The sequence below is a fragment of the Mesorhizobium sp. M0590 genome, from assembly GCF_040320905.1.
Taxonomy (GTDB): domain Bacteria; phylum Pseudomonadota; class Alphaproteobacteria; order Rhizobiales; family Rhizobiaceae; genus Mesorhizobium.
Window position 1 is genome coordinate 250,680 of sequence record NZ_JAMYQN010000009.1, and the last position, 20,986, is coordinate 271,665.

The 20,986-nt window shown below is 61.2% G+C and carries 20 protein-coding genes; 9 read left to right on the forward strand and 11 right to left on the reverse strand.

The features are described from left to right. Window positions 1-12: 12 nt before the first annotated feature. Window positions 13-879 (reverse strand): PfkB family carbohydrate kinase, encoded by an 867-nt coding sequence (locus NKI52_RS17510; protein WP_352637499.1) that lies wholly within the window; start codon window positions 877-879, stop codon window positions 13-15. A 102-nt stretch (window positions 880-981) separates the two neighbouring features. On the opposite strand from NKI52_RS17510, the gene NKI52_RS17515 reads away from it, so the two are divergent. Both NKI52_RS17515 and NKI52_RS17520 read left to right on the forward strand, forming a co-directional pair. Continuing rightward, a complete protein-coding gene (locus NKI52_RS17515; RefSeq protein ID WP_023679269.1) occupies window positions 982-1,983 on the forward strand; it encodes an SIS domain-containing protein in 1,002 nt (333 codons plus the stop codon). 64 nt (window positions 1,984-2,047) lie between these two features. Continuing rightward, window positions 2,048-3,175 carry an NAD(P)/FAD-dependent oxidoreductase gene (locus tag NKI52_RS17520; RefSeq protein WP_352645724.1) on the forward strand — a complete coding sequence of 376 codons (1,128 nt, stop codon included), beginning with the start codon at window positions 2,048-2,050 and terminating at the stop codon, window positions 3,173-3,175. Between the two features lie 685 nt (window positions 3,176-3,860). Here the strand turns inward: NKI52_RS17520 and NKI52_RS17525 are convergent. The 4 genes from NKI52_RS17525 to NKI52_RS17540 form a co-directional block, all read right to left on the reverse strand. After that, window positions 3,861-4,298 (reverse strand): TA system VapC family ribonuclease toxin, encoded by a 438-nt coding sequence (locus NKI52_RS17525; RefSeq protein WP_352698766.1) that lies wholly within the window; start codon window positions 4,296-4,298, stop codon window positions 3,861-3,863. Then, window positions 4,295-4,522 (reverse strand): hypothetical protein, encoded by a 228-nt coding sequence (locus NKI52_RS17530; RefSeq protein WP_023679266.1) that lies wholly within the window; start codon window positions 4,520-4,522, stop codon window positions 4,295-4,297. Before NKI52_RS17530 ends, NKI52_RS17525 begins: the two co-directional genes overlap by 4 nt. Window positions 4,523-4,865: 343 nt before the next feature. Then, window positions 4,866-5,459, reverse strand: coding sequence for a DJ-1/PfpI family protein (locus NKI52_RS17535; protein ID WP_352493019.1), 594 nt, complete (start codon window positions 5,457-5,459; stop codon window positions 4,866-4,868). A 151-nt stretch (window positions 5,460-5,610) separates the two neighbouring features. Continuing rightward, the gene (locus NKI52_RS17540) at window positions 5,611-6,312 is read right to left on the reverse strand and encodes a GntR family transcriptional regulator (RefSeq protein ID WP_352569970.1); all 702 of its coding nucleotides are present in this window, start codon (window positions 6,310-6,312) and stop codon (window positions 5,611-5,613) included. Between the two features lie 323 nt (window positions 6,313-6,635). On the opposite strand from NKI52_RS17540, the gene NKI52_RS17545 reads away from it, so the two are divergent. From NKI52_RS17545 to NKI52_RS17555, 3 genes are read left to right on the forward strand one after another with little or no spacing between them, the layout of a single operon-like run. Beyond that, window positions 6,636-7,862: an iron-containing alcohol dehydrogenase gene (locus NKI52_RS17545; protein ID WP_352698768.1), complete on the forward strand. Its 1,227-nt coding sequence runs from the start codon at window positions 6,636-6,638 to the stop codon at window positions 7,860-7,862. Between the two features lie 18 nt (window positions 7,863-7,880). Further along, on the forward strand, window positions 7,881-9,368 hold the full coding sequence (locus NKI52_RS17550; RefSeq protein WP_352698770.1) for an NAD-dependent succinate-semialdehyde dehydrogenase: 1,488 nt from the start codon (window positions 7,881-7,883) through the stop codon (window positions 9,366-9,368). Window positions 9,369-9,376: 8 nt separating this feature from the next. Beyond that, entirely contained in the window at window positions 9,377-10,198 is an 822-nt protein-coding gene (locus NKI52_RS17555; RefSeq protein WP_352645715.1) for an alpha/beta hydrolase, read from the forward strand. Here the strand turns inward: NKI52_RS17555 and NKI52_RS17560 are convergent, their stop codons facing one another. From NKI52_RS17560 to NKI52_RS17585, 6 genes are all read right to left on the reverse strand, one after another. Next, window positions 10,199-10,948, reverse strand: a complete 750-nt coding sequence (locus tag NKI52_RS17560) for a ribonuclease activity regulator RraA (protein WP_352698772.1) — start codon at window positions 10,946-10,948, stop codon at window positions 10,199-10,201. Window positions 10,949-10,970: 22 nt separating this feature from the next. Beyond that, on the reverse strand, window positions 10,971-12,134 hold the full coding sequence (locus NKI52_RS17565; RefSeq protein ID WP_352698774.1) for a mandelate racemase/muconate lactonizing enzyme family protein: 1,164 nt from the start codon (window positions 12,132-12,134) through the stop codon (window positions 10,971-10,973). 33 nt (window positions 12,135-12,167) lie between these two features. Continuing rightward, window positions 12,168-13,265: an ABC transporter ATP-binding protein gene (locus NKI52_RS17570; protein ID WP_352698776.1), complete on the reverse strand. Its 1,098-nt coding sequence runs from the start codon at window positions 13,263-13,265 to the stop codon at window positions 12,168-12,170. 10 nt (window positions 13,266-13,275) lie between these two features. Then, the gene (locus tag NKI52_RS17575) at window positions 13,276-14,166 is read right to left on the reverse strand and encodes a carbohydrate ABC transporter permease (protein ID WP_352698778.1); all 891 of its coding nucleotides are present in this window, start codon (window positions 14,164-14,166) and stop codon (window positions 13,276-13,278) included. Further along, window positions 14,163-15,122 (reverse strand): carbohydrate ABC transporter permease, encoded by a 960-nt coding sequence (locus NKI52_RS17580; protein ID WP_352698780.1) that lies wholly within the window; start codon window positions 15,120-15,122, stop codon window positions 14,163-14,165. Before NKI52_RS17580 ends, NKI52_RS17575 begins: the two co-directional genes overlap by 4 nt. Before the next feature lie 76 nt (window positions 15,123-15,198). Next, the gene (locus NKI52_RS17585; protein ID WP_352467436.1) at window positions 15,199-16,677 is read right to left on the reverse strand and encodes an ABC transporter substrate-binding protein; all 1,479 of its coding nucleotides are present in this window, start codon (window positions 16,675-16,677) and stop codon (window positions 15,199-15,201) included. Window positions 16,678-16,885: 208 nt separating this feature from the next. Here NKI52_RS17585 and NKI52_RS17590 point away from each other — a divergent pair, with 208 nt between their 5' ends. The 4 genes from NKI52_RS17590 to NKI52_RS17605 all read left to right on the forward strand — a co-directional run. Then, window positions 16,886-17,596, forward strand: a complete 711-nt coding sequence (locus tag NKI52_RS17590; protein ID WP_023679253.1) for a GntR family transcriptional regulator — start codon at window positions 16,886-16,888, stop codon at window positions 17,594-17,596. A 54-nt stretch (window positions 17,597-17,650) separates the two neighbouring features. Further along, a complete protein-coding gene (locus NKI52_RS17595; RefSeq protein WP_352698781.1) occupies window positions 17,651-18,817 on the forward strand; it encodes a mandelate racemase/muconate lactonizing enzyme family protein in 1,167 nt (388 codons plus the stop codon). 56 nt (window positions 18,818-18,873) lie between these two features. Then, entirely contained in the window at window positions 18,874-20,235 is a 1,362-nt protein-coding gene (locus tag NKI52_RS17600; protein WP_352698783.1) for a mandelate racemase/muconate lactonizing enzyme family protein, read from the forward strand. Between the two features lie 17 nt (window positions 20,236-20,252). Continuing rightward, window positions 20,253-20,986 (forward strand): mandelate racemase/muconate lactonizing enzyme family protein (locus tag NKI52_RS17605; RefSeq protein WP_352698785.1); only part of this gene is annotated, 734 nt, incomplete at its 3' end.

Below are 20,986 nucleotides of genomic sequence, written 5' to 3' on the forward strand. Positions count from 1 at the left end.
AGAATTTCGCTGCTAGACGGTTTTCCAGTCTTGAGCGTGCCGAGCTCCGCGAAGGATCTCCGGCGTCATCTTTCCTAACTCGATTGCTGTCGCATGGCCAATCGCCCCGTAGTACCGGCAGGTAGCGGCCGCCGCCTCCGCGGCATGGCCGAGAATGTCTTGAGGCGCCTCTTCCTTAAGCAGGCCGAATAGCGTTCTGGCGATGAAGGTGTCGCCCGCGCCCAGGGTGTCGACCGGTTCGACCAGCCGCGCCTGGGTGCGGTAAGAGACCGTGTCGGCGTGAAGCACCGCGCCGGCTCGGCCACGAGTCACAAGGACCCACTTTGAACCATATCCAAGGAGTTCGGCTGCGATTGCGGCCAATTCGTTGTCGTCGAGACCGTCACCCGAGACGGAAGCCAGATAGCAATAGGGCCCAATCTCGCGTCGATGTCCCGGTTCCCGCCGCGTAGAAAAGTCGTAAGACAGCAGGGACTTACTCGATACAGCGGCAACGCACGGGTCTAACCCGCTGGACTGGCCGATGTGGACGGCCTGAAAGCCCGAGAGAAAATCCAGATCTTCTTGCGTCGGCGTAAACACCGAAACTCCGAGATCGAAGTCCAGGAAAATCCGATCGGCGTTGCGGTGACCTATGAGGCAGTAAGCGGTCGGCCCCTCGAGGCGCCGTAATCGGGTGATGTCCACGCGCTCCGACGCCAGTGCAGTGCAGATAAGGTCCCCCGCCCGGTCTTTGCCGATCGCTCCGACATAGGCCGATCGCCCGCCGAAGCGGCTGACATAGACCGAGACATTGAGGCAATTTCCACCAGGATACATCTCGCCGCGAGCAAGATAACAATCGACCACGTTATCGCCTATCGCGGCAATCTTGACCATTGCAGGACTTTCAGTTTAAAGGATGTGATAACGTTCGCACAATGGCTGCCATCTGTCAATTGTGCGCCGGCCCGCAGCTCTGCCAACGAGACGAGGAAGCTCATGATTTCCGCCCTGCCCGCCGACGTGGAACGCGCCCTGACCGCTACGGCGGGCAGGCAGTTTTCGCACCTATTCCTCGTGGCGTGCGGCGGCTCGCTCTCGATCATGATGGCAGGCAAGTACTTGGTCGACCGTCACAGCGGTACATTCGCCTGCGACATCTACAACGCGGATGAGTTCGTCTGCCGAGACCCGCGACGGTTGGGACCTGACGCGCTCGTTGTCCTTTGCTCGCAGACCGGCACCACCCAGGAAACTGTGCGAGCGGCCAATCATGCAAAGAATCGAGGCGCAACGACAATCGGCATGACGCTCGACCAGATATCGCCCCTCGCGCAGGCGGTCGACCACGCCGTCGCCTACCAGGCCTCCTACACGACGGGCAAAGCAATCGATTCAGCCTGCAGCAACTACGGCGTGCTCTATATGTTGCTCGCCGGCCTAATCGATGCTCGGGAGGACGCCGGGCTAACTGCCGATCTGCTGATGAGCCTGAGCCACCTTCAGCCGGCGATCGAGCGTGCACACCGGACCTATGCCGACCGGTTTCAGGCCTTCGCCCCCCGTTTCGCGCCGCGCAATGCGATCTACACACTGGCCAGCGGTGCCAGCTATGGTGCGGCCTATTCGTACGCCATCTGCGTGTTGATGGAGATGCAGTGGTACGACTCGCAGGCCATACACGCCAACGAGTTCTTTCACGGTCCATTTGAGGTGGTGGACCGGGATGCTTGCTTCGTGGTCTTGCTGGGTTTGGACGAAACGCGGAGCCTATCCGAACGCGCCCGCGACTTCCTTTTCAAACATGGAGGCCGGGAAAACATCCTGGTGCTAGATGGAGCGGAACTCGACCTCAGCGGTATGTCCGATGACATCAAACCCTATCTCGTGCCCTTGGTCTTCTTCGACACTCTATGGCGTTTTGCCTATGAGCTGGCCGGCCTGCGTGGCCGGCCGATGCTCGATGGCCGGCGCTACATGAAGAAGCTAACGGACTATTAGTTCCGCCGCGCTCTGCGGCGATCCAACAACTCCCAGCCCGGCTTCTGCGTAGAAGGATTTCTCTATGACTGCATCTGCAAAACCGCGCCAAGTCGTCGTTGTCGGCGCAGGCATCTTCGGCACCTCTTGCGCGCTGCACCTCGCTCGTCTTGGCTTTGATGTAACCATTGTCAATGACGGCGCGCCGGCCAACGGTGCATCCGGCCGTTCACTTTCCTGGCTGAACTCAGCGCGACGTGCCGACACTGCCTATCACCGCTTGAGGCTTGCAGGCATCGACCGTTATCGGACCCTGGCGGCCACAAGGCCGGAAACCGCGTCGTGGCTTCGCTTTGACGGCGGCCTCACCTGGGATGCGGATGATGAGACGAACCAGATCGGGTCCGTCTGCCAGCTGGAGCAGGATATTGGTTATGACGCGCTTCTGCTCGGCCCTGCCGAAGTCGGTGCAGTGGTGCCCGGCGTCAACGCGAGCGCAATTACCCCTCAGGGTGCCATCTTCAATCCTGGCGAAGGATGGGTTGACCTGCCGTCTTTGATCGATCTGCTACTCAATGAATTCCGCTCCCGCGGCGGCAAGCTTATCCAGGGTGCTGGACGCGTGCGGATAGATGCCACAAGTGGTCGCGCGCGTGGCGTCGTCACTGCCGATGGTGCGCCGATAAAGGCGGATGCAATGGTCCTTGCCGTTGGGCCAGCGACGCCTGTCATGCTTGCGGAGATCGGCGTCCATGTCCCCGACGCCACGCCGATTTCACTTCTTTTGAAGACCAAGCCGACCAAGACCGAGCTCCGTGCCGTGCTGAATACGCCGCGCGTGGCGGTGCGCCCGACGCCGGATGGCGCATTTGTTTTGGATTCGGCATGGTCGGAGGAAGAAGTCGTGGTCAACCCGGACGGCACCTACACCGTGCACGACAAGACCATCAAAGGACTGCTCGACGAGGCCAGTGCCGTGCTCGACGGCAATCCGCGGCTCCAACTCGCTACCTATGCTGTCGGCCCGAAGCCTATCCCCGGCGACGGCGAGCCGGTGCTTGGCTCAGTCGAGACCGTCGCCGGTCTTCACGTCGCCTTTAGCCACAGCGGCGCCACGCTTGGACTGATCGTCGGCGAATTGCTTGCCAAAGAAATCGCCTCCGGCAATCCGCACCCGATGCTTGCAACCTTCCGCGCCAACCGTTTCAGCTGACAGGGCATCGCGGCCGAGGTCGATCTGTCCAGATGGGCCGCGGGCCTGGGGAATCCTGGCAAGAATCGCTAAACAGCGAATTTCTGCCTCTTGCAGCTTCAACGTTGGACCGAGGGTGGTCAAGGCCAAGAAGCTGAGGTGCCCGGAGGAGCATCTCCAACCCGAATCCGAGCGTGAACTCGGCCGCGCCAGCCATCGAGATGAACACGTCCCGCGGCAGGCCGAAGGTCGGAAACGGCTTATCTTCGACCAGCGGGTAGAACTACTCCGGATAGGCTCGATGTCGCGAGGTCCTGGAGGTTGTAAGGTGGGACACGAACGTGCGGCGCGTCTGTCTGGCGCCAGTCTCGAAAGTGTTGGCGACTACACCGCCAGCGCCCCCCTGAGCACCGATGTCTTGCAATGGATCACCCAGCAAACATTCGTTGCTAAGAAACAACAGCTTCGCTTGGTAAGCCGACGCATTGTACCAGTCGCAGGCAGCCGCGCAACGGTTCAAGTCCGACCTTGACTGGAAGCTGGAGGACGAACCATCGAAGAGGGGCGGCATGTTCAGACACTCGTGGCCTTGGACGAACGGTAGCGCATTGCGGCTGAGCGCACCGGCCTGATGGTGCTGCGCGGCTACGCCTATCTCAAACTGCGCCGTTCGGCGATGCAGAACAGACAAAAAGAGCCCGGGGGTCTACCTTGTGGGAATCAGGTGCAGTGCTGACTTCCCGCCCTTTACCGCCGCCCCCGACAGCTTGCGGTCAAAGCTGGCTAGTTGGCCGCCATGCGCCTTGGCGAGCGCAAGAAGATAGGTATCGGTGACCTGTGCCGAGGTCAGGATTTTCGCTGCATCGATGTCGCCCGAGCCAACCAGGCTCACATCGTCGGGCCAGAAGCTGTGCCCGTGCAGAGCCCGCAACTTGGCAACGATTTGCGCAACGACGGCGGGCGAGCCGGGAGAATTGGGATATCTTTGGTTGCCGACGATGCGCAGGACGCCGTTTTCGGTGATGGGACACGTAGCCCATGCGGCGTTGCCGGCCTGTTCGAACCAGTCATGCGCGTCGTCATGGGCGACGTGGCCAGGATCGATCAGTGCGATCAGCACATTGACATCGAGCAGGAACGTCAAGGCAGTTCGTCTCGCAGGGCATTGACCGTCTCAAGCGTGACAGGAGGTGCATCCGGCCGAGGCGACAGTAGAGGAATCCCGTTGCGCTCGCCGCCGGCTTGAGGCCGGCGCAGCGAGCGCCGGGCGAGATCGGTGATGACCTCGCCGAGGCTGCGATCCTGCTGCCGGGCGATGGCCTTGGCTGCGACCAGGACATCGTCATCGATCGCCAGTGTGGTTCTCATGTCGCCCTCCTGGTGCGCATCAATCATCACGCATCATATAGAGCAGCAACGTCGGGTACTCAAGCGGTGCGACTTCCGACAGCGGTGCGACTTCGTAGCGTCGTAAGCAGATGAGTTGTCCGGATTAGGTAGCACACGAGTTGTCCGATCACTCGTAAGCGAGTTTGGTTTCCCTCACCCTTTGACTACCGACAAAGTTGCGCAGGGCCGAGGGGACCGTTATGGCCGCGCTACCTAAGGGACGTGCCTTCCGGAAGCTTATCAGCTCGGGAGACTATCGGCAGAAGCTACCGAGGCTGCAGCAAGGACCGACGCACCCTTTTGGATGCGTCGGAGCAAAGGTCTACGCGTGGCGGATCTCCGTTCCCAGCACCTTCAGGCATTCGCGGATGAACGCAGCAAGCGCCGTCCAGCCTTTTGCCGAAACCATCGTGCCATCCACATATGCCTCCGTTGGAGACAGGTCGATATAGGTGCCGCCCGCAAGCGTCACTTCGGGCTCGCACGCCGCCAGGGCGCCGACCTTCTTGCCACGCACGACACCGTCGACCGCGATCAGGATCTGCACGCCGTGGCAGATCGTGAAGATCGGCTTCTTGGTTTCGTGGAAGTGGCGCACCATCGCCTGCACGCGCTTGTCGGTGCGGATGTATTCGGGCCCGCGACCGCCGGCGCAGTAAACAGCGTGGTATTGCTCCAGCTGCTTCTCGGCGTCGGAGAAGGTCTTGTTGATCAGCGCATAGTGGCCGAGCTTTTCGGTGTAGGTCTGATCGCCCTCGAAATCGTGCAGCGATGTTTTGATCAGGTCTCCGGCGCTTTTGTCTGGGCACACGACGTGCACGGTGTGGCCCACCGCTTCCATCGCCTGCTGGTAGACGAAGATTTCGTATTCCTCGGTGAATTCACCGGTCAGCATCAGGATCTTTTTGCCTGGCATGGTACTTCCTTTCCTGTGACAACGGCCGGGCGAGACCTGTACTCGCCTGGTAGGTTTGAGTTTCTAGAAGGGTGAGTCGGGGAAGTAGTCTTCGTTGGCACTGGCCTGCGTGATGACCGTCAACGGCGGGTACGGGGACATCGGGACAGTCTCAGTCGAACGCCAACAACAAACGGTCGCGGGAATGCTCGATATGGCGACGCATCGCCTGCTCGGCAGCGGCAGGATCGGCCGCAGCGAAAGCGGCCAGGATGGCCTCATGCTCGTCAAGCGCCTCCTCGGTGACGCGCGAATGGAACATCAGGCGGAATATGTGGAAGTGGGTATGCTGGTGCGCCAGTGTCTCGCGCACGAGTTCGTTGTTGGCGAATTCCATGACCTTGTCATGGAAAATGGCATCCTGGCGGGCGAAGTTGGAATACCGCAGGCGCTCGTCCTTGCCCTCACGGCGCGCCATGACGCCGGCCGATGTCTGAAGCTGTGCGAGCTTTACCTCGTCCATGAGCACCGCTGCCTTGGCTGCACCATGAGGCTCGAGCAGCAGGCGAAGCTCGTAGAGTTCATCGAACCGTCGTTTCGTAATCTGCGGCGCAGCGCGGTAACCGATCAGATGCGTCTTCAGCACCAGGCCTTCGCCTTCGAGCCGGCCGAGCGCCTCGCGGATCGGCGTGTGGGATACGTTGAATTCCTTGACCAGGCTGTCGACGGTGATGCGCGAGCCCGGCGCAATCTTCAGGGACATGAGTTGCGCAAAGATCGCTTCGTAGACGTCCTCAACCAGGCTGCTGGAGCGCTGGATACGCCCGCCGGCGAGGTTCGCTTCGTCTAGACTGGGTAAGTTCATGGCCTGCATGTTTTGCCTCTTGACACATTGAGTTGCTAACACGATGCTCCGGCGAATGCAATCCTATATCCTATACGATTTTATAGAGGATATCATTTGCGGCAGCTAGGAGACAAAGCAATCGAATTTGCAGTGGCCCTGCTGGAACAGCGTGCCGCCCTGGCAGCCCGTGCTTCCTCACCTGCTGAACGGACCGCCAGCGTTGCGGGCGATGGTTCGGCACGTCGATACGCAACCGCGTTGCGAGACGGGTTTTACATCGAACCCGGCCTTTGGGCCGAGTTGAACGCCATCTCGCATTTCAATCCAGTCATCATCACAGGATGCAGGTCATGAGCCTTTTCGCCGCCCTAAGGCTGCCGCGCGAAATCCTCTTCGGGAAGGGCCAACGCCACGTCATCCCGGTTGTCGCGGCCAGGCTCGGGCGTCGCGCGCTCGTCTGCACCGATGAACGTTTTGCCGCAACGGGCCCGTTCGCAGAGATTGTCGCGGCGCTGCGAGCCGCCTCGATAGACGTACTGGTGCATGACCGTGTGCTACCCGACGTCCCCCGGGACACCGTTGCCGTCTGCGTCGACGAAGCACGGAAGTTCGCGCCCGACATGGTGATCGGCATTGGCGGCGGCAGCTGTCTCGACATGGCCAAATGCGCCGCGCTGCTCATCCGTCACGGCGGTCAGCTCCAGGATTACTACGGAGAGTTCAAGGTGCCCGGCCCGACGCTGCCGCTGATCGCGGTGCCGACGACAGCCGGCACCGGCTCTGAAGTCACCCCGGTTGCCGTGATCTCGGATCCGGATCGCACGCTGAAGGTCGGCATCTCCAGCCCGTATCTGATCGCGGCCGCGGCCATCTGCGACCCTGAGCTGACGATGACATGCCCCCCGGGATTGACGGCAATGGCAGGCGCCGATGCACTGACGCATGCAATCGAGGCCTTCACCGCCGCCAGGCGTGGGACCGATCCCGGCCTTCCGCAGAACCATGTCTTTATCGGCAAAACCGCCTTGACCGATCACTTCGCCCTGCTGGCGATCAAGCTGCTTGGCCGAAGCCTTGAAATGGCATACCGCCGGCCCTCCGACGAGGACGCCCGGGCCGACGTCATGATGGGTGCACTTGCAGCCGGCTGCGCGTTCGGAACGGCCGGCACGGCGGCAGCGCACGCCGTGCAATATCCGGTTGGCGCGATCACCCACACCCCTCACGGATTGGGTGTCGCCACCATGCTGCCATACGTCATGAAGTACAACAGAACAGCCGCAGCGACCGAGATGGCCGAGATCGCCAGCGCGCTCTGCCTCGATGGAAAAGGCCGGACGCCCGAAGAGTTGGCCGACGCGACCATTGGCGAGGTCAGTCGGCTGTTTGGGGCAATCGGGATCATCCCCACGTTGGCCGAGCTGGGGCTGCCTGCCGACAAGCTCGATTGGACGGCGGAACAGGCGATCGGTATCGAGCGCCTCATCAAGAACAATCCGCGGCCATTCGATTTGAGGTCCATGCGACGTCTGGTCCAGGCCGCCTTTGATGGCGACCTCGCCAGCTGCGTCATGTAAACAATCGGGAATATCGAGATGAACACGTTTTCACAGGTTCTGTCGGATGATCAGGGCGTCAGCGACTTCCACACAATTTCGCACCGGCTGTATATTGGCGGCCAATGGCGGCAGTCCGCGGATGGCAGGGTAATTCCGGTCATTGATCCGTCGACGGAAGCCATCATCGCTGCCGTACCCGATGCGACCTTGGAGGACGCGGCCGCCGCCGTTGACGCCGCTGCCAAAGCAGCCCATGGCTGGCGGACAACGTCGCCGCGAAAGCGTTCCGAGGTCCTCAGACGCTGCTTTGAGCTGATGACGGAACGATCGGAGGCACTGGCTACTCTCATCGCACTGGAAAACGGCAAGGCCCTGCGGGATGCCCGCGGCGAGATCGCTTATGCCGCGGAATTTTTCCGTTGGAATGCCGAGGAGGCCGTTCGCATTACCGGTGAATTCGGTACTGCGCCTTCCGGCACCAATCGCATTGTGGTCGACTACGAACCGATCGGCATATGCATCCTGATCACGCCCTGGAATTTTCCTGCCGCGATGGCGACGCGCAAGATCGCGCCGGCACTTGCCGCTGGATGCACGGTGATCCTGAAACCGGCCAGTGAGACCCCGCTTACCGCCTACGCGCTGGCCGCGCTCTACCAGGACGCAGGCGTTCCACCGGGGGTGGTTAACGTCCTGACAACCTCCAGTCCCGGCCCTTTGACAGCCGCCATGCTGGCCGATCCGCGGGTGCGTAAACTCTCCTTCACTGGTTCGACGGGTGTGGGTCGCGCTCTGCTGGCAGAGGCTGCCAGGCATGTGATCTCGTGTTCCATGGAACTCGGCGGCAACGCACCGTTCATTGTGTTCGACGACGCCGATCTCGAAGCGGCGCTCGATGGCGCAATGGTGGCCAAGATGCGCAACGCCGGCGAGGCCTGCACGGCCGCAAACCGCCTCTACGTCCAATCTGGCATCTACGAAGCCTTCTCCGAGGGCCTCGAGAAGCGGATGTCGTCGCTCAAGGTCGGCGCCGGCACCGACCCGGACACGGAATGCGGGCCTATGATCACGAAAAAGGCGATCGAGAAGATAGACCGCCTTGTCGTCGACGCGGTCACACGCGGCGCGCGGGTCTTGTGCGGCGGCTCAGTCCTGTCCGGACGTGGTTTCTTCTACCCTCCGACAGTGCTTCGCGACGTGCCGGGCGACGCAAAGATGGCGCATGAGGAGATATTCGGGCCGGTGGCGCCAATCTCCAGCTTCGAAACGGAGGCCGAGGTCATCGCGCGCGCCAATGACACCGAATATGGGCTTGCTGCCTACATCTACACGCGCGATCTGGCGCGCGGCATGCGGGTGGCCTCCCGGATCGAGGCCGGGATGATTGCTCTCAACCGCGGGCTGATGTCCGATCCGGCAGCCCCCTTCGGCGGCGTCAAGCAGAGCGGGCTCGGCCGCGAGGGAGGGCAGCATCACGGCATTGCGGAATTCATGGAGGCGAAATACCTCGCCATCAGCATGTGAGCAGAAGAATGCAAGGCGATCCCTTTCGCATCCGCGACCACGTCGCGGATTTTGACGAAATCGTGCAGGACTTCGTTGATCGCAGCGAGGTCGCCCGCGCCACCATTGCGATGACCGCTGACGTGGCCTACGGACCGGATCCGACCGAGACCATGGACCTGTTCTTTCCCGCGGGCAAAAGAACGGCGCTTCCGGTGCACATCTTTGTCCATGGCGGCTACTGGAGAATGTTCTCCAAGCGCGACTATTCATATATGGCGACGACGATTACCCAGGCCGGGGCCATTGCCGTCATCCTTGATTATGCTCTGATGCCCAAGGTCCGAATGGCGAGGATCGTCGACCAGGTGCGCCGGGCCAAGCAGTGGGTCCTGGCCAACATCGCCGATCATGGCGGAAGCCCGGCGGCCCTGACCGTCAGTGGTCATTCGGCTGGAGCCCATCTTGCAACGTTCCTGTTCGATGGGGCGCACACCCCCTCGAATGTAAGGGCAGCCCTTCTGTTGAGCGGGCTCTACGATTTGAAGCCGCTCCAGGATTCCTTTCTCGCCAACGAGATTGGAATAACCGACGAGGAAGTCGCCATGTTCACGCCGCTCGCCTGTCGGCATGATCCTCAAACCAAGGCGGCGGTTCTGGTCGGAGCCAATGAGACGCCACCTTTCCATCAGCAAGCCGATCGATTCAAAGCAAGCTTGCTGCGGCAGGGATCGTTGGTAACGTCGCATGTGCTCCCGAACCGCAACCACATGGACAGTGTCAGAGATCTCGGCGTGCCGGGGACCGGGGCTGCCGATTGCCTGGAAGAACTGATCGCCAAGGCCTACTGACTAACTCGGGTTCTCGGGGCGGTTTGTTTTGCGCCACTCCTTGTATTCCCCGCGGGCATCGTCATGCAGCGGATAGTAACGTTGCAACGGGCCGCCCTCCATGAGCTTCACTCGTGAGAATTCTTCCCAATCATGATGCTTTTGTGATTCTTCGATCACCTTCGGGGCCATCACGACGGGAAGCACCACCACCCCGTCGTCGTCGGCGACAATGATATCGCCGGGGATCACCGTGACACCGCCGCAGGCAATCGGAACGTTGACGGCATTGGGATAGATGCTGGTCTGCACATGATAGTTTGGCGTCCAGCCGCGCAGCCATAGGGGCAGGTCGAGCTTTTCGACATTGGGCCGGTCGCGCATGCACCCATCGATGACGATACCCGCCCCGCCCCTGCCCTTGAAATACGTCGACATCATATCGCCGAAGACGCCCGAGCTCATATCGCCGCGCGCGTCGACCACGACCACATCGCCCTCCTGCGCGTGGTAGAGCACGTGCCGGTGCAGTTGCGTCTCCGGATCGGCATATTCTCCTTCGGTGAAGAGGTCAGGCCGCTGCGGCAGGAACTGCAGCGTCAACGCCGGCCCGACGATCGACTTCCCGTGGTTTTGCGCCACCGGACCAACCATGTGCGGATTGCGGAAGCCCATGTGGCCAAGCGTGCCGGCTACCGTCGCGGCGCCGATCTCCCTTAGCGCGTCGATCAGGTCTTTAGGCGGCCGCATGATGTCGGAAGTATGCGTCATTGTGGACTCCGATTGAATGGAACTACCAGTTCGTAACAGAACCATCGCGGCGCTTAAGGTGAGGCGCTTCCCAGAAACGCAAACTCTGCGCCTGGACCGCAACTTCGTTGACCTCGACGCCGAGTCCCGGCAGATCGCCGACCGGGTAATCGGTCCCGTCGAGCCGTGGTTGGACGGGGAAGAAGTCGGAATTGTCGAAGCCCAGCTTTGTTTCGGGTGCCCTGGTCTCGAGCCACGCGAAGTTGGGTACCGCGGCAGCGAGATGCACGGTCGCGGCCGTGCACACTGGACCAAGCGGATTGTGCGGCATCAGGTCCACATAATGCGCCTCGCTCCAGCCAGCGATTTTCATCGCCTCGGTGAGCCCGCCGACATTGCAAACATCGATCCGGTTGAACTGATGGATGCCGCGCTCGATGTAGGGCAGGAACTGCCACTTGCTGGCAAATTCCTCGCCTATGGCAAAGGGGATTTCGGTCATCGTGCGCAACGATTCATAGGCCTCCGGCGTTTCGGCCCGGATCGGCTCCTCGAGGAAATCAAGCACGCCGCGGCCGAGCTTGTTGCAGAAGCTCGCCGCCTCTGCCACCGACAGCCGATGATGATAGTCGAGGCCGAGGACCACGTCGTCGCCCAGCGCCTCGCGCGCCTTGTTCAGCATACTCGCAGTAGCGCCGATGGACTCGCGCGGCTCGAAGATGTCCTTGCTGTTTTGCCCGAACGGGAAGAAACGGATCGCCTGCCACCCCTGTGCGCGAAGTTCGCGGGCCCGTTCGACGGCAACGTCGCCCTCGGCCTCGTCGCCGGTCGAGGCAAAGGTGGGAATGCGGTCGCGCTGCTTGCCGCCCAGCAGCTCGTAGACCGGCACGCCCAGCGCCTTGCCCTTGATGTCGTGAAGGGCGATGTCGATGGCGGAAATCGCCGCCTGAAGGACTCGCCCGCCTTCGAAGTACTGGCTGCGGTAAATCTCCTGCCAGATCCGCCCGATCTGCATCGGGTCACGGCCGATGAGAAACTCGCGATAGTGCTCGACCGCGCCGGCCACGGCCCCCTCGCGACCGCTCAAGCCGCTCTCGCCCCAACCGAAGATGCCCTGGTCGGTCTCGACCTTGACGAGCATCTGGTTGCGCGTTCCTACCCACACCGGATAGGGCTTGATCGCGGTGATCTTAAGCTTCTCAGTCATCCACGCCCACGTTTCACGCGCATTCGCCCTATCTCAGTTGGCCTTGAGGGCCATTTCAGTTTCGCCATCGAACAGATGCATCCGCTCCTGGTCGAACTCGAGCCAGATCTGCTCGTCGGGCGCGACGGCAATGTTCGGCGGCACGCTGACGTTGACGATGGCGCCGGACAGGAACGCCTGAACGAAGGTGACGTCGCCGGTCGGCTCCACCGTATAGGCTTTGGCCGGGACGCTGCCTGGCACCGCACTCTTGTGGAGCTTGATCGTCGAGTGACGTGCGCCGAGCACGACTTTCCGGGTCGTCGCTTTCGCCACCTTCTGGGCATTGCGCGGTGAGAGCTCAAGGCGCCAGCCCTCGGCGCCGGTCAACACCGTGTTGCCGTTTGCCGTCGAGGCCTGCAGCGGAATAAGGCTCATCGCCGGGCTGCCGATGAAGCTGGCCACGAACATGTTCACCGGATGGGCAAAGACCTGCGCCGGTGAATCGTATTGCTGCAGGTAGCCGCCATTCATCACCGCCATCTTGTCAGCCATGGTCACGGCTTCGAGCTGGTCGTGCGTCACATAGATGATCGTCGCCTTGAGGTCCTGGTGGAAACGCTTGATCTCCGACCGCATCTGCACGCGCAGTTTGGCATCGAGGTTGGACAGTGGCTCGTCCATGAGGAACACTGCGGGGTCGCGAACGAGGGCACGGCCAAGAGCCACACGCTGCTGCTGCCCGCCCGAAAGTTCGCGCGGCTTGCGCTCGAGCAGGTGCGTCATGTCGAGCACTCGCGCCGCTTCCTTGACCTTCTTGTCGATCTCGTCCCTGGGGAGTTTGCGCATCTGAAGCGGGAACGCCAGGTTCTTGTAGACCGATTTCTGCGGGTACAGCGCGTAGTTCTGGAACACCATCGCGATGTCCCGGTCCTTGGGGTCGAGGTCGTTGACCACGCGCTCGCCGATGATGATGTCGCCCGCTGTGATCGGGGTCAGCCCAGCGACGAGATTGAGCGTGGTTGTCTTGCCGCAGCCTGAAGGGCCGACGAGCGCAACGAACTCGCCGTCATTGACCGTCAGCGAAACGTGGTTGACAGCTTTGAAGCTGCCATAGCTCTTGACGATATCTTGGAGGACCACGTGGGCCATCGGCAACTCCCTAGTGCTTGACCGCGCCTTCTGTAAGGGCGCGTACGAAATATCGTTGCAGGACCAGGAACAGCACCACGACGGGCACGCTCATCATGAAGCTGGCCGCCATCAGGCCCGGAAAGTCCGTCGTATTCTCCGAAAAGAAGCGCTGGATGCCGACCGGCAGGGTCAACTGCTCGTTCTTGGAGAGGAAGGTGTAGGCGTAGATGTACTCGTTCCACGCGCCGATGAAGGAATAGATTGCGGTGGCGATGATCCCCGGCGTCGAGAGCGGCATCACGATCATGATGAAGGCCTGGAACCGTGTTGCGCCATCGATGCGCGCCGCCTGCTCAAGCTGCACCGGGATGTTGTCATAAAAGCCCTTGAGCAGCCAGATCGCCAGCGGCAGGCCGAAGGTGAGATAGGTGAGGATCAGCGAGCCATGCGTGTTTATCAGACCGATGGCGCGCATCAGGATGAAGAGCGGTACGAGAAAGATCACCGCCGGGAACATGTTGCGCAGCAGCACGGCAAAGAACAGGAAATTCCGGCCGGGGAAACTGAAACGCGAAAACGCGTAGGCCGCTGGGACAGCCACGATCACCGAAAGGATTGTCGTGACGGTCGACACGAAAAGGCTGTTCCAGAAGAAGCGGAGGAAGTCCTGGCCGACGCTGTTCTGCGGATCGAGCAGTTTCTGATAGCTGGCGAGGGTAGGTTCGTCCGGCCACCATTGCGGCGGGAATTGCGTCGCCGCGAATCCGGACTTGATCGAGGTGATCAGCATCCAGATCATCGGCAACGCGGTATAAAGCAGCATGAACACGAGGAATATGCGCCCGGCCCACCGCCATCTGTCGACGCGCATGCGACGACGGGTCTGGGCTCGAGGGGCTGTCTCGGCAATCGTGCTCATGCGCTCCCCTCTTTCCGCTCGTTGCCGCTTAACGCACGGACGTAGAAGTAGCCCAGCGTCATCAGCGTGAGGAACAGGAGCACCGAATAGGCCGATGCCACGCCCCAGCGCTGCCGTCCGAAGGCGAGCTCATAAATGTGCGTTATCCAGATATGCGATGCGTTCGACGGCCCGCCGCCGGTCATGATCCAGGGGATGATGAAGGAATTGAAGTTGGCCACCGCGAGCAGCAGCATCGTCACCACCGAGACGTTGCGCAAGTGCGGGAAGGTGACGTGCCAAAAGCGCTGCCATGCATTGGCACCATCGACTTTTGCGGCGCGCAGCAATTGGTCGGGGACTGTCTGCAGGCCGGCCATCATCATGATCATGGCAAACGGAAACTCGCGCCAGATGTTGACGACGATCAGCGAGGGCAGCACCGTGCTGACATTGTCGATGAAATTCGGCGGCTGGGCGGCCAATCCGAGGCCGACCAGCACCGCGCCGATGATCCCGAAGTCCGAATGGTAGATCCACTTCCAGATGTAGGAGGCGGCGACGGCGCTGATGACCCAAGGGATGATCAGGACGGCGCGCAGGACACCACGGCCGATGAAATCGCGGTGGAGCGCCAGCGCTGTGGCGAACCCCAGGACAAAGGAGATGAAAGTTGACCCCAGAGTCCAGATCAGTGTGTTCCAGGTGACTTTCCAGAACACCTGACTGGTGAGGATGGTCGTGTAGTTGTCGAAGCCGATGAAGGTCTTGTCGCGGAGTTGCAGGCCAGGCGGTGTCTTAAAGAACGACAGCTCGACCGTGTAGTAGATCGGATAGGCGATGACGATGAGCATCACGGCGATCGCTGGGAGCACGTACGCGTAGTCCGCGCGATGCTCCCAGATCTTCCGCAGCGCGCCGGACCAACCGGATTGCAATCTTCGGCGAGCCTCGGCCTTGCCGGTCACGATCGTCACTTGTGGCGTGCCCTTTTTCTTCGGAACGAGGCGGCTGCGCCAGCGGCGCAGCCGTCAGTCGTAGGTCCGGCCTGGACTAGAGTCCGCCCATCAGGTCTTTTACCTTCTTGGCCGCGTCGTCCGCTGCCTCGTCGACGGTCATCGCTCCGGTCAGGGCATTCTGCAGCATGTCCGGGATGATGATGTTCATGATCTCGGGGGCCTGCGGCAGCGCTGGGAACGGGATGCCGTATGGCAGCATCGAGGTCGTGACGTCGAGGAACTTGATGTTGTCCAGACGTTCCTTCATCCATTTGGTCTTGAAGCCGTTGAGGTTGCCCGGGTTCGAGCCGGCGTACGCCATCTTCAGCGACCATTCAGGGCTCGTCCACATGCAGATGATGGCCTTTGCAGCCGGCTCATCTACCTTGCCGCCTTCGACATATTCGGGCTTGAGGATGTGAATGTTCGAGCCGCCGAACACGACGGCGCGCTTGCCGTCGGGACCGGTCGGGATCAGCCCGTAGCGCATGTTGTCGATGACCGTCTGCGCCTTGTCCTTGTCGGTGCCCGTCGCCTTTTTCTGCAGGTCGAGCATGACGTTGTAATCGGACGGGTGCGAGATCATCATGCCGAGCTGGCCGGCGACGAACAGGGGCTGGTTATCGGCCTGCTGGTTGGTGAGTGCCGAAACCGGAACCGACTTGTCGCGAACATACATGTCGTACGAGGCTTGCAGCGCCGCCTTGCTCTGCGGGCTATCGAGCTGGACCTGCTCATAGGTCGGATTCGCGGTGGCTTCGTCGAAGACGCCGCCGCCATAGGCCCACAGCTGTGGCATGAAACGGTACGGCGTATTGCCGGCATTCTTGCGCGCCACGAGGCCGTAGCCGGCAATGCCGAGCTTGTCGTGGATCTGCTTGGAATATTTGACGACATCTTCCCAGGTTGCCGGAGCCTTGTCCGGATCGAGGCCCGCACGCTTGAAGATGTCGGCGTTCCAGATGAACGCCATCGTCTCGTTGTTGGTCGGAATGCCGTAGGTCACGCCCTCCCAGGTCACGGCCTTCATGGCGCCGGGCCAGAAATCCTCGGTCGAATACCCCACATCCTCGGGCTTGAGCGGCTGCAGATAGCCCTTTGAGGCGAACTCGGTACCACCCAGGATTTGCAGGCGGACCGCCATCGGCGCGGCATTGCCCAGGAGCGCCGTGCGGAACTTGTCGAGAAGGTCGTTATAGGTGAGGGCTTGTTCCTCGAGCTGGATGTTCGGATAGGTTTTGCGGAAGGTCTCGAAGAAATCCTTGTAGTACTGGCGCAGGAGGTCGGGGTCGCCCTCGAACACGCCCTGATACCAGAAAGTCAGTCGCCCCTTGTAGTCGAGCGGGGTAACCTTGGCGCAATCGGCAGCCGTGTCAAAGTCCTGTGTGCCGGCGATGGAGCGCACATATTCCGGCGACCACTTGCTCAGGTCGACCGGTGGCGCACCCAGCGCCGAAGTAGACGTCAGGGATGCCATCAAAGCAGTGGCGACAGTGCCGCGCAGGACGGCACTGCCGAGCGCAATTCTCGTCATAGGTATCCTCCCTGGTTCTCCCATGCCGCCCTAAAGCGGTCCTTGCTCGTTTCGATCGCGAGGATGCTTCTTTCAGCTCAGTGTATCCTCTCGATCGCTTGGTACGTTTTCAGATCATGAATTGCCTGTCAACGCGCCGAATCGTACATTGTTTGCGAAAGCCGTGTGTGATATCGGGCAAGGTATGTATTAAATTGGGGAGCCGGCCTTGGCCGAAATAAGCGATTTCAAAGCTATGCCACCGGTGGGGACCGATCCCATCGGGGCCTCCAGCGAGGGCGCCTCGCTTTATGAATTGATCAGGGAAGACATCATCGAGGGACGGCTCGCCGCTAACGAACGGCTTGTCGTCACCGATCTCGCCCGGCGTCACGGCACCTCGACCAATCCTGTGCGCGAGGCCCTGCAGCTGCTGCGCGGCGAAGGTTTTGTCACCTTTGTCGCCAACCGCGGCGCGCGCGTCCGACCCATAGATCAGGATTTTGTCCGGGATATCTACGAGATCGGTGTTCTGATCGAGCCAGCCCTGACACGATGGTTTGTGAATATGGCTACCGGCGAGGACATCGCCGAACTCGAACGTCTCCAGGGCCTGATCGAAGAGAACAATTTCGCCGACACATTCAGGCATAGTGAGCTGGATACCGCTTTCCACACCGTGATGTACCAGCGGCACTACAACCGCCACGCAGCCGAGCTTTGGTGGAAGCATCGCGAAGTGCTGCGAGCCGTGAGCCGTCGTTTCAATTTCACGCTGGCACGACGTGCCGCGATCATGCGCGAGCACCGCGAACTCATCGCGCTTGTGAAGGCGGGAGAGGCCGACAAGGCGGCCGAACTCGTTTCCCGCCATGTCGAGGGTTCGGGCCGGCATATTCTCGAACAGATGCGAGCGCGCAACGCCGCTCGGGCCGGATAGAATGTCCAGTCCAGAACATCGTTAGCTGACCATTTTCAGGCAAAGGTAGTTGAGATGAAAATCACGAGCATTCGGCCGTGGCTGATCAAGTCCGATGCTTCCTACTGGGGAGAGTTCCTGTTCGTCGAAGTGACGACCGACGAGGGAGTGAGTGGCTGGGGAGAGATCACCACCACGACAAGGCTCGCCAACCGCGCTCTCTGCACGATCCTGCGGCAGATCGGCGTCGCCGTGACAGGCGAGGATCCGGCGCGTATCGAGCATCTCTGGCACAAGATCTTCCGCAGCTTCACCTACATGGGAAGCCGCGGCGCCGCCGTCGAATGCGTGAGCGCCATCGATATTGCCCTCTGGGACATCCGGGGCAAAGTCCTCGGCAAGCCGATTTACGAGCTGCTTGGCGGGCCGGTACGCGATGAAATCGCGCTCTACACCCATCCCAACCAGGCCAAATTCACCAGCAAGGAGGCTGTGGTCCGCGAAATTCTAGACATTGTCGAGTCCGGACACACTGCGCTCAAGTTCGATCCCTACCCCCACCAGGGCCGCAGCGCCGATGGCCTGCCCCGCGAACAGCGAGACGGCTACCTCGATGGCAGCATGACCCGCAAGGACGAGCGCGAAGCCGCCGAACTCACGGCTCTGATCCGCGAAACGGCAGGACCCGATGTCGACATTCTCATCGATGCGCACGGCCGCTTCGACGTCCCCACCGCCATTCGCCTCTGTCGGAGCCTCGAGGAGGCCGGCCAGATCGACTGGTTTGAGGAGCCCTGCCCGCCCGAGAGCCTTAACGCCCTCAAGCAGGTGCGTGAGAAGGTCAATACCGCCATCTCGTGGGGCGAGCGCGGCCACACGAAGTGGGATTTCGTGCCGGTACTCGAGAACAGGCTCGCCGACTACATCATGCCCGACGTTACCTGGACCGGCGGCATTACCGAACTCAAGAAGATTTCTGCGCTGTGCGAAGCCTACTACGTCCCGGTCTCGCCACATGACGCCGCGGGACCAATCAACGTGGTTGCGGGAGCGCAGGTGATGATGACCGTTCCCAATTTCTACAAACTCGAAACATCGGAGTGGAACCTGGGCAAATACGATCACCTGATCGACAGACCACTCGACATTTCGAACGGCAGCCTCAAGCTGATGTCGAAACCTGGTCTCGGTATTGAGATGGACCGCGACTACCTGCAGGCCCACGAGATTGAGCTGGGCTAGCAACACTCTATGCCGGCCCAGGGTGCGGGACGACAAGCCGAAAACGAGGATAAGTCATGGCAAAGACAGGTGGCGCCGACGAAGCGCTCAATCGGGTGAACGCGAACTCCAAGCCATCCCAGCTTCGCATCACCGACATGCGGGTAGCCGAAATCGTCGGCGCGCCGTTCACCTCAACCCTGCTCAAGATTTACACCAACCAGGGCATCGTCGGGCTTGGCGAGGTGCGCGACGGCGCCAGTGCCACCTACGCGCTGATGCTGAAGAGCCGGCTGCTTGGCGAGAACCCTTGCGACATCGACCGCCTGTTTCGCCGGATCAAGCAGTTCGGTGGCCACGGCCGGCAAGGCGGCGGCGTCTCGGCGGTCGAGATCGCGTTGTGGGATCTCGCCGGCAAGGCCTATGGCGTTCCCATCTACCAGATGCTCGGCGGCCGGTTTCGGGAGAAGGTGCGCGTCTATTGCGACACCGACGCTACCGTGCCGAGCGGCACCGAGACCGGCAAGCGCCTCAAGCAGCGCATGGCGCTCGGCTTCACCTTCCTCAAGATGGATCTGGGGCTGATGCAGATCGCGGATGTACCCGGTGCCGTTGTCTCCCCTGCCGGTTCACTTGAAGGGTACCGCGTCCATGCCGGCCGCGGCCCGGTCAAGACCCTTGAAGAGCGACGCGCCCGCAACGCCGCGTACGATTTGCACAACATTGCCCACCCGTTTACCGGCCTTCACTTTTCCGACAAGGGCCTCGACCTGCTTGAGCAGTACATTGCCGAGGTTCGCGATGTTATCGGCATGGATATTCCGCTCGCCATTGACCATGTCGGCCACATCTCGCTGCAGAACGGCATTCGGCTCGCCAGGCGGATTGAAAAATACGTGCCGGCCTGGCTCGAGGATGTGATCCCATGGCAGTACACCGAGCAGTTCCGGCAACTGCAGGACGCCACTAGGGTACCGATCTGCACCGGCGAGGACATCTACCTTAAGGAAGGCTTCGAGCCCCTGCTCAAGAGCGGCGGCCTCTCCATTATCCACCCGGACCTGCTCACCAGCGGGGGCATCCTCGAGACCAAGAAGATCGGCGACATGGCCCAGGACCACGGCGTCGCAATGGCCATCCATATGGCCGAAAGTCCAATCGCCGCAATGGCCGCGGCACATGTCGCGACCGCGACCGAAAACTTCATGGCGCTCGAATACCACTCTGCCGATGTCGACTGGTGGGACGATATCGTCACCGGCGTTCCCAAGCCGCTCGTGAAGGACGGCTTTATCACTGTTCCGGACAAACCTGGCCTGGGGATTGACGACGTCGTCGACGAGGTGATCTCGCAGCATCTGCAGCCGGGTGTCACCGGCATCTGGCAGCCCACGGATCACTGGGACAACGAGTATTCCTGGGACCGTATCTGGAGCTGAGGCGAAAAGAACCGAAGATGAAGATCACCGATCTCCGCTGCGCCGTCATCGGCAAACATCCCATCGTCCGCATCGTTACCGACGAGGGCCTCTATGGCCTTGGCGAAGTCGAGTTCACCAAGACCTATCTCAAGCCTTGGGTGCTGCATTTCCGCGAGGCGCTGATCGGCGAGGACCCTACCGACATCGAGCGGGTGATGCTGAAGATCCGCCAACGCGGCTCTTTCAAGCCCTATGGCGCGGCGGTAAGCGCTATCGAGCATGCGCTGTGGGACATAGCCGGCAAGGCCGCAGGCGTGCCGGCCTACAAACTGCTCGGCGGCAAGGTGCGCGACAAGGTGCGCGTCTATAACGGCTCGATCCGCCAGAAGCGAACGGGGGACCGGCCGGAGGATTACGCCGCTGACGTGAAATGGATGATGGAGCAGCCGCAGAACTTCTTCATGATCAAGCAGGGGATCTCGTTCCACTCCAACATGAAGGACACCGTCGAGGGCTTCCATTACGGCGTGACGCAGAAGAAGGCCGGCTATCACGGTGCCATGGATCAGGGCGTCATCAGCGAGCGCGGTTTCAACCACATGCTCGACTGCGTGATCGCGATGAAGGAAGTGCTGGGCGACAAGGTCAGCCTGGCGCTCGACTGCGGCCCGGGCTGGATGCTGCCCGATGCGATCAAGTTCGCTCGCGCGGTCGAGAAGTACAATTTGATGTGGCTCGAGGACATGCTGACCGGCGACTATGTGCCGTG

Excerpts from the sequence above, each read along its gene's own strand:
- NKI52_RS17530 (WP_023679266.1), bottom strand. The coding sequence starts at position 4,522 with ATGAGAACCACACTGGCGATCGATGACGATGTCCTGGTCGCAGCCAAG.
- NKI52_RS17570 (WP_352698776.1), bottom strand. The coding sequence starts at position 13,265 with ATGGCCCACGTGGTCCTCCAAGATATCGTCAAGAGCTATGGCAGCTTC.
- NKI52_RS17520 (WP_352645724.1), top strand. The coding sequence starts at position 2,048 with ATGACTGCATCTGCAAAACCGCGCCAAGTCGTCGTTGTCGGCGCAGGC.
- NKI52_RS17555 (WP_352645715.1), top strand. The coding sequence starts at position 9,377 with ATGCAAGGCGATCCCTTTCGCATCCGCGACCACGTCGCGGATTTTGAC.
- NKI52_RS17560 (WP_352698772.1), bottom strand. The coding sequence starts at position 10,948 with ATGACGCATACTTCCGACATCATGCGGCCGCCTAAAGACCTGATCGAC.
- NKI52_RS17515 (WP_023679269.1), top strand. The coding sequence starts at position 982 with ATGATTTCCGCCCTGCCCGCCGACGTGGAACGCGCCCTGACCGCTACG.
- NKI52_RS17510 (WP_352637499.1), bottom strand. The coding sequence starts at position 879 with ATGGTCAAGATTGCCGCGATAGGCGATAACGTGGTCGATTGTTATCTT.
- NKI52_RS17540 (WP_352569970.1), bottom strand. The coding sequence starts at position 6,312 with ATGCAGGCCATGAACTTACCCAGTCTAGACGAAGCGAACCTCGCCGGC.
- NKI52_RS17575 (WP_352698778.1), bottom strand. The coding sequence starts at position 14,166 with ATGAGCACGATTGCCGAGACAGCCCCTCGAGCCCAGACCCGTCGTCGC.
- NKI52_RS17565 (WP_352698774.1), bottom strand. The coding sequence starts at position 12,134 with ATGACTGAGAAGCTTAAGATCACCGCGATCAAGCCCTATCCGGTGTGG.
- NKI52_RS17535 (WP_352493019.1), bottom strand. The coding sequence starts at position 5,459 with ATGCCAGGCAAAAAGATCCTGATGCTGACCGGTGAATTCACCGAGGAA.
- NKI52_RS17600 (WP_352698783.1), top strand. The coding sequence starts at position 18,874 with ATGGCAAAGACAGGTGGCGCCGACGAAGCGCTCAATCGGGTGAACGCG.
- NKI52_RS17550 (WP_352698770.1), top strand. The coding sequence starts at position 7,881 with ATGAACACGTTTTCACAGGTTCTGTCGGATGATCAGGGCGTCAGCGAC.
- NKI52_RS17545 (WP_352698768.1), top strand. The coding sequence starts at position 6,636 with ATGAGCCTTTTCGCCGCCCTAAGGCTGCCGCGCGAAATCCTCTTCGGG.
- NKI52_RS17595 (WP_352698781.1), top strand. The coding sequence starts at position 17,651 with ATGAAAATCACGAGCATTCGGCCGTGGCTGATCAAGTCCGATGCTTCC.
- NKI52_RS17585 (WP_352467436.1), bottom strand. The coding sequence starts at position 16,677 with ATGACGAGAATTGCGCTCGGCAGTGCCGTCCTGCGCGGCACTGTCGCC.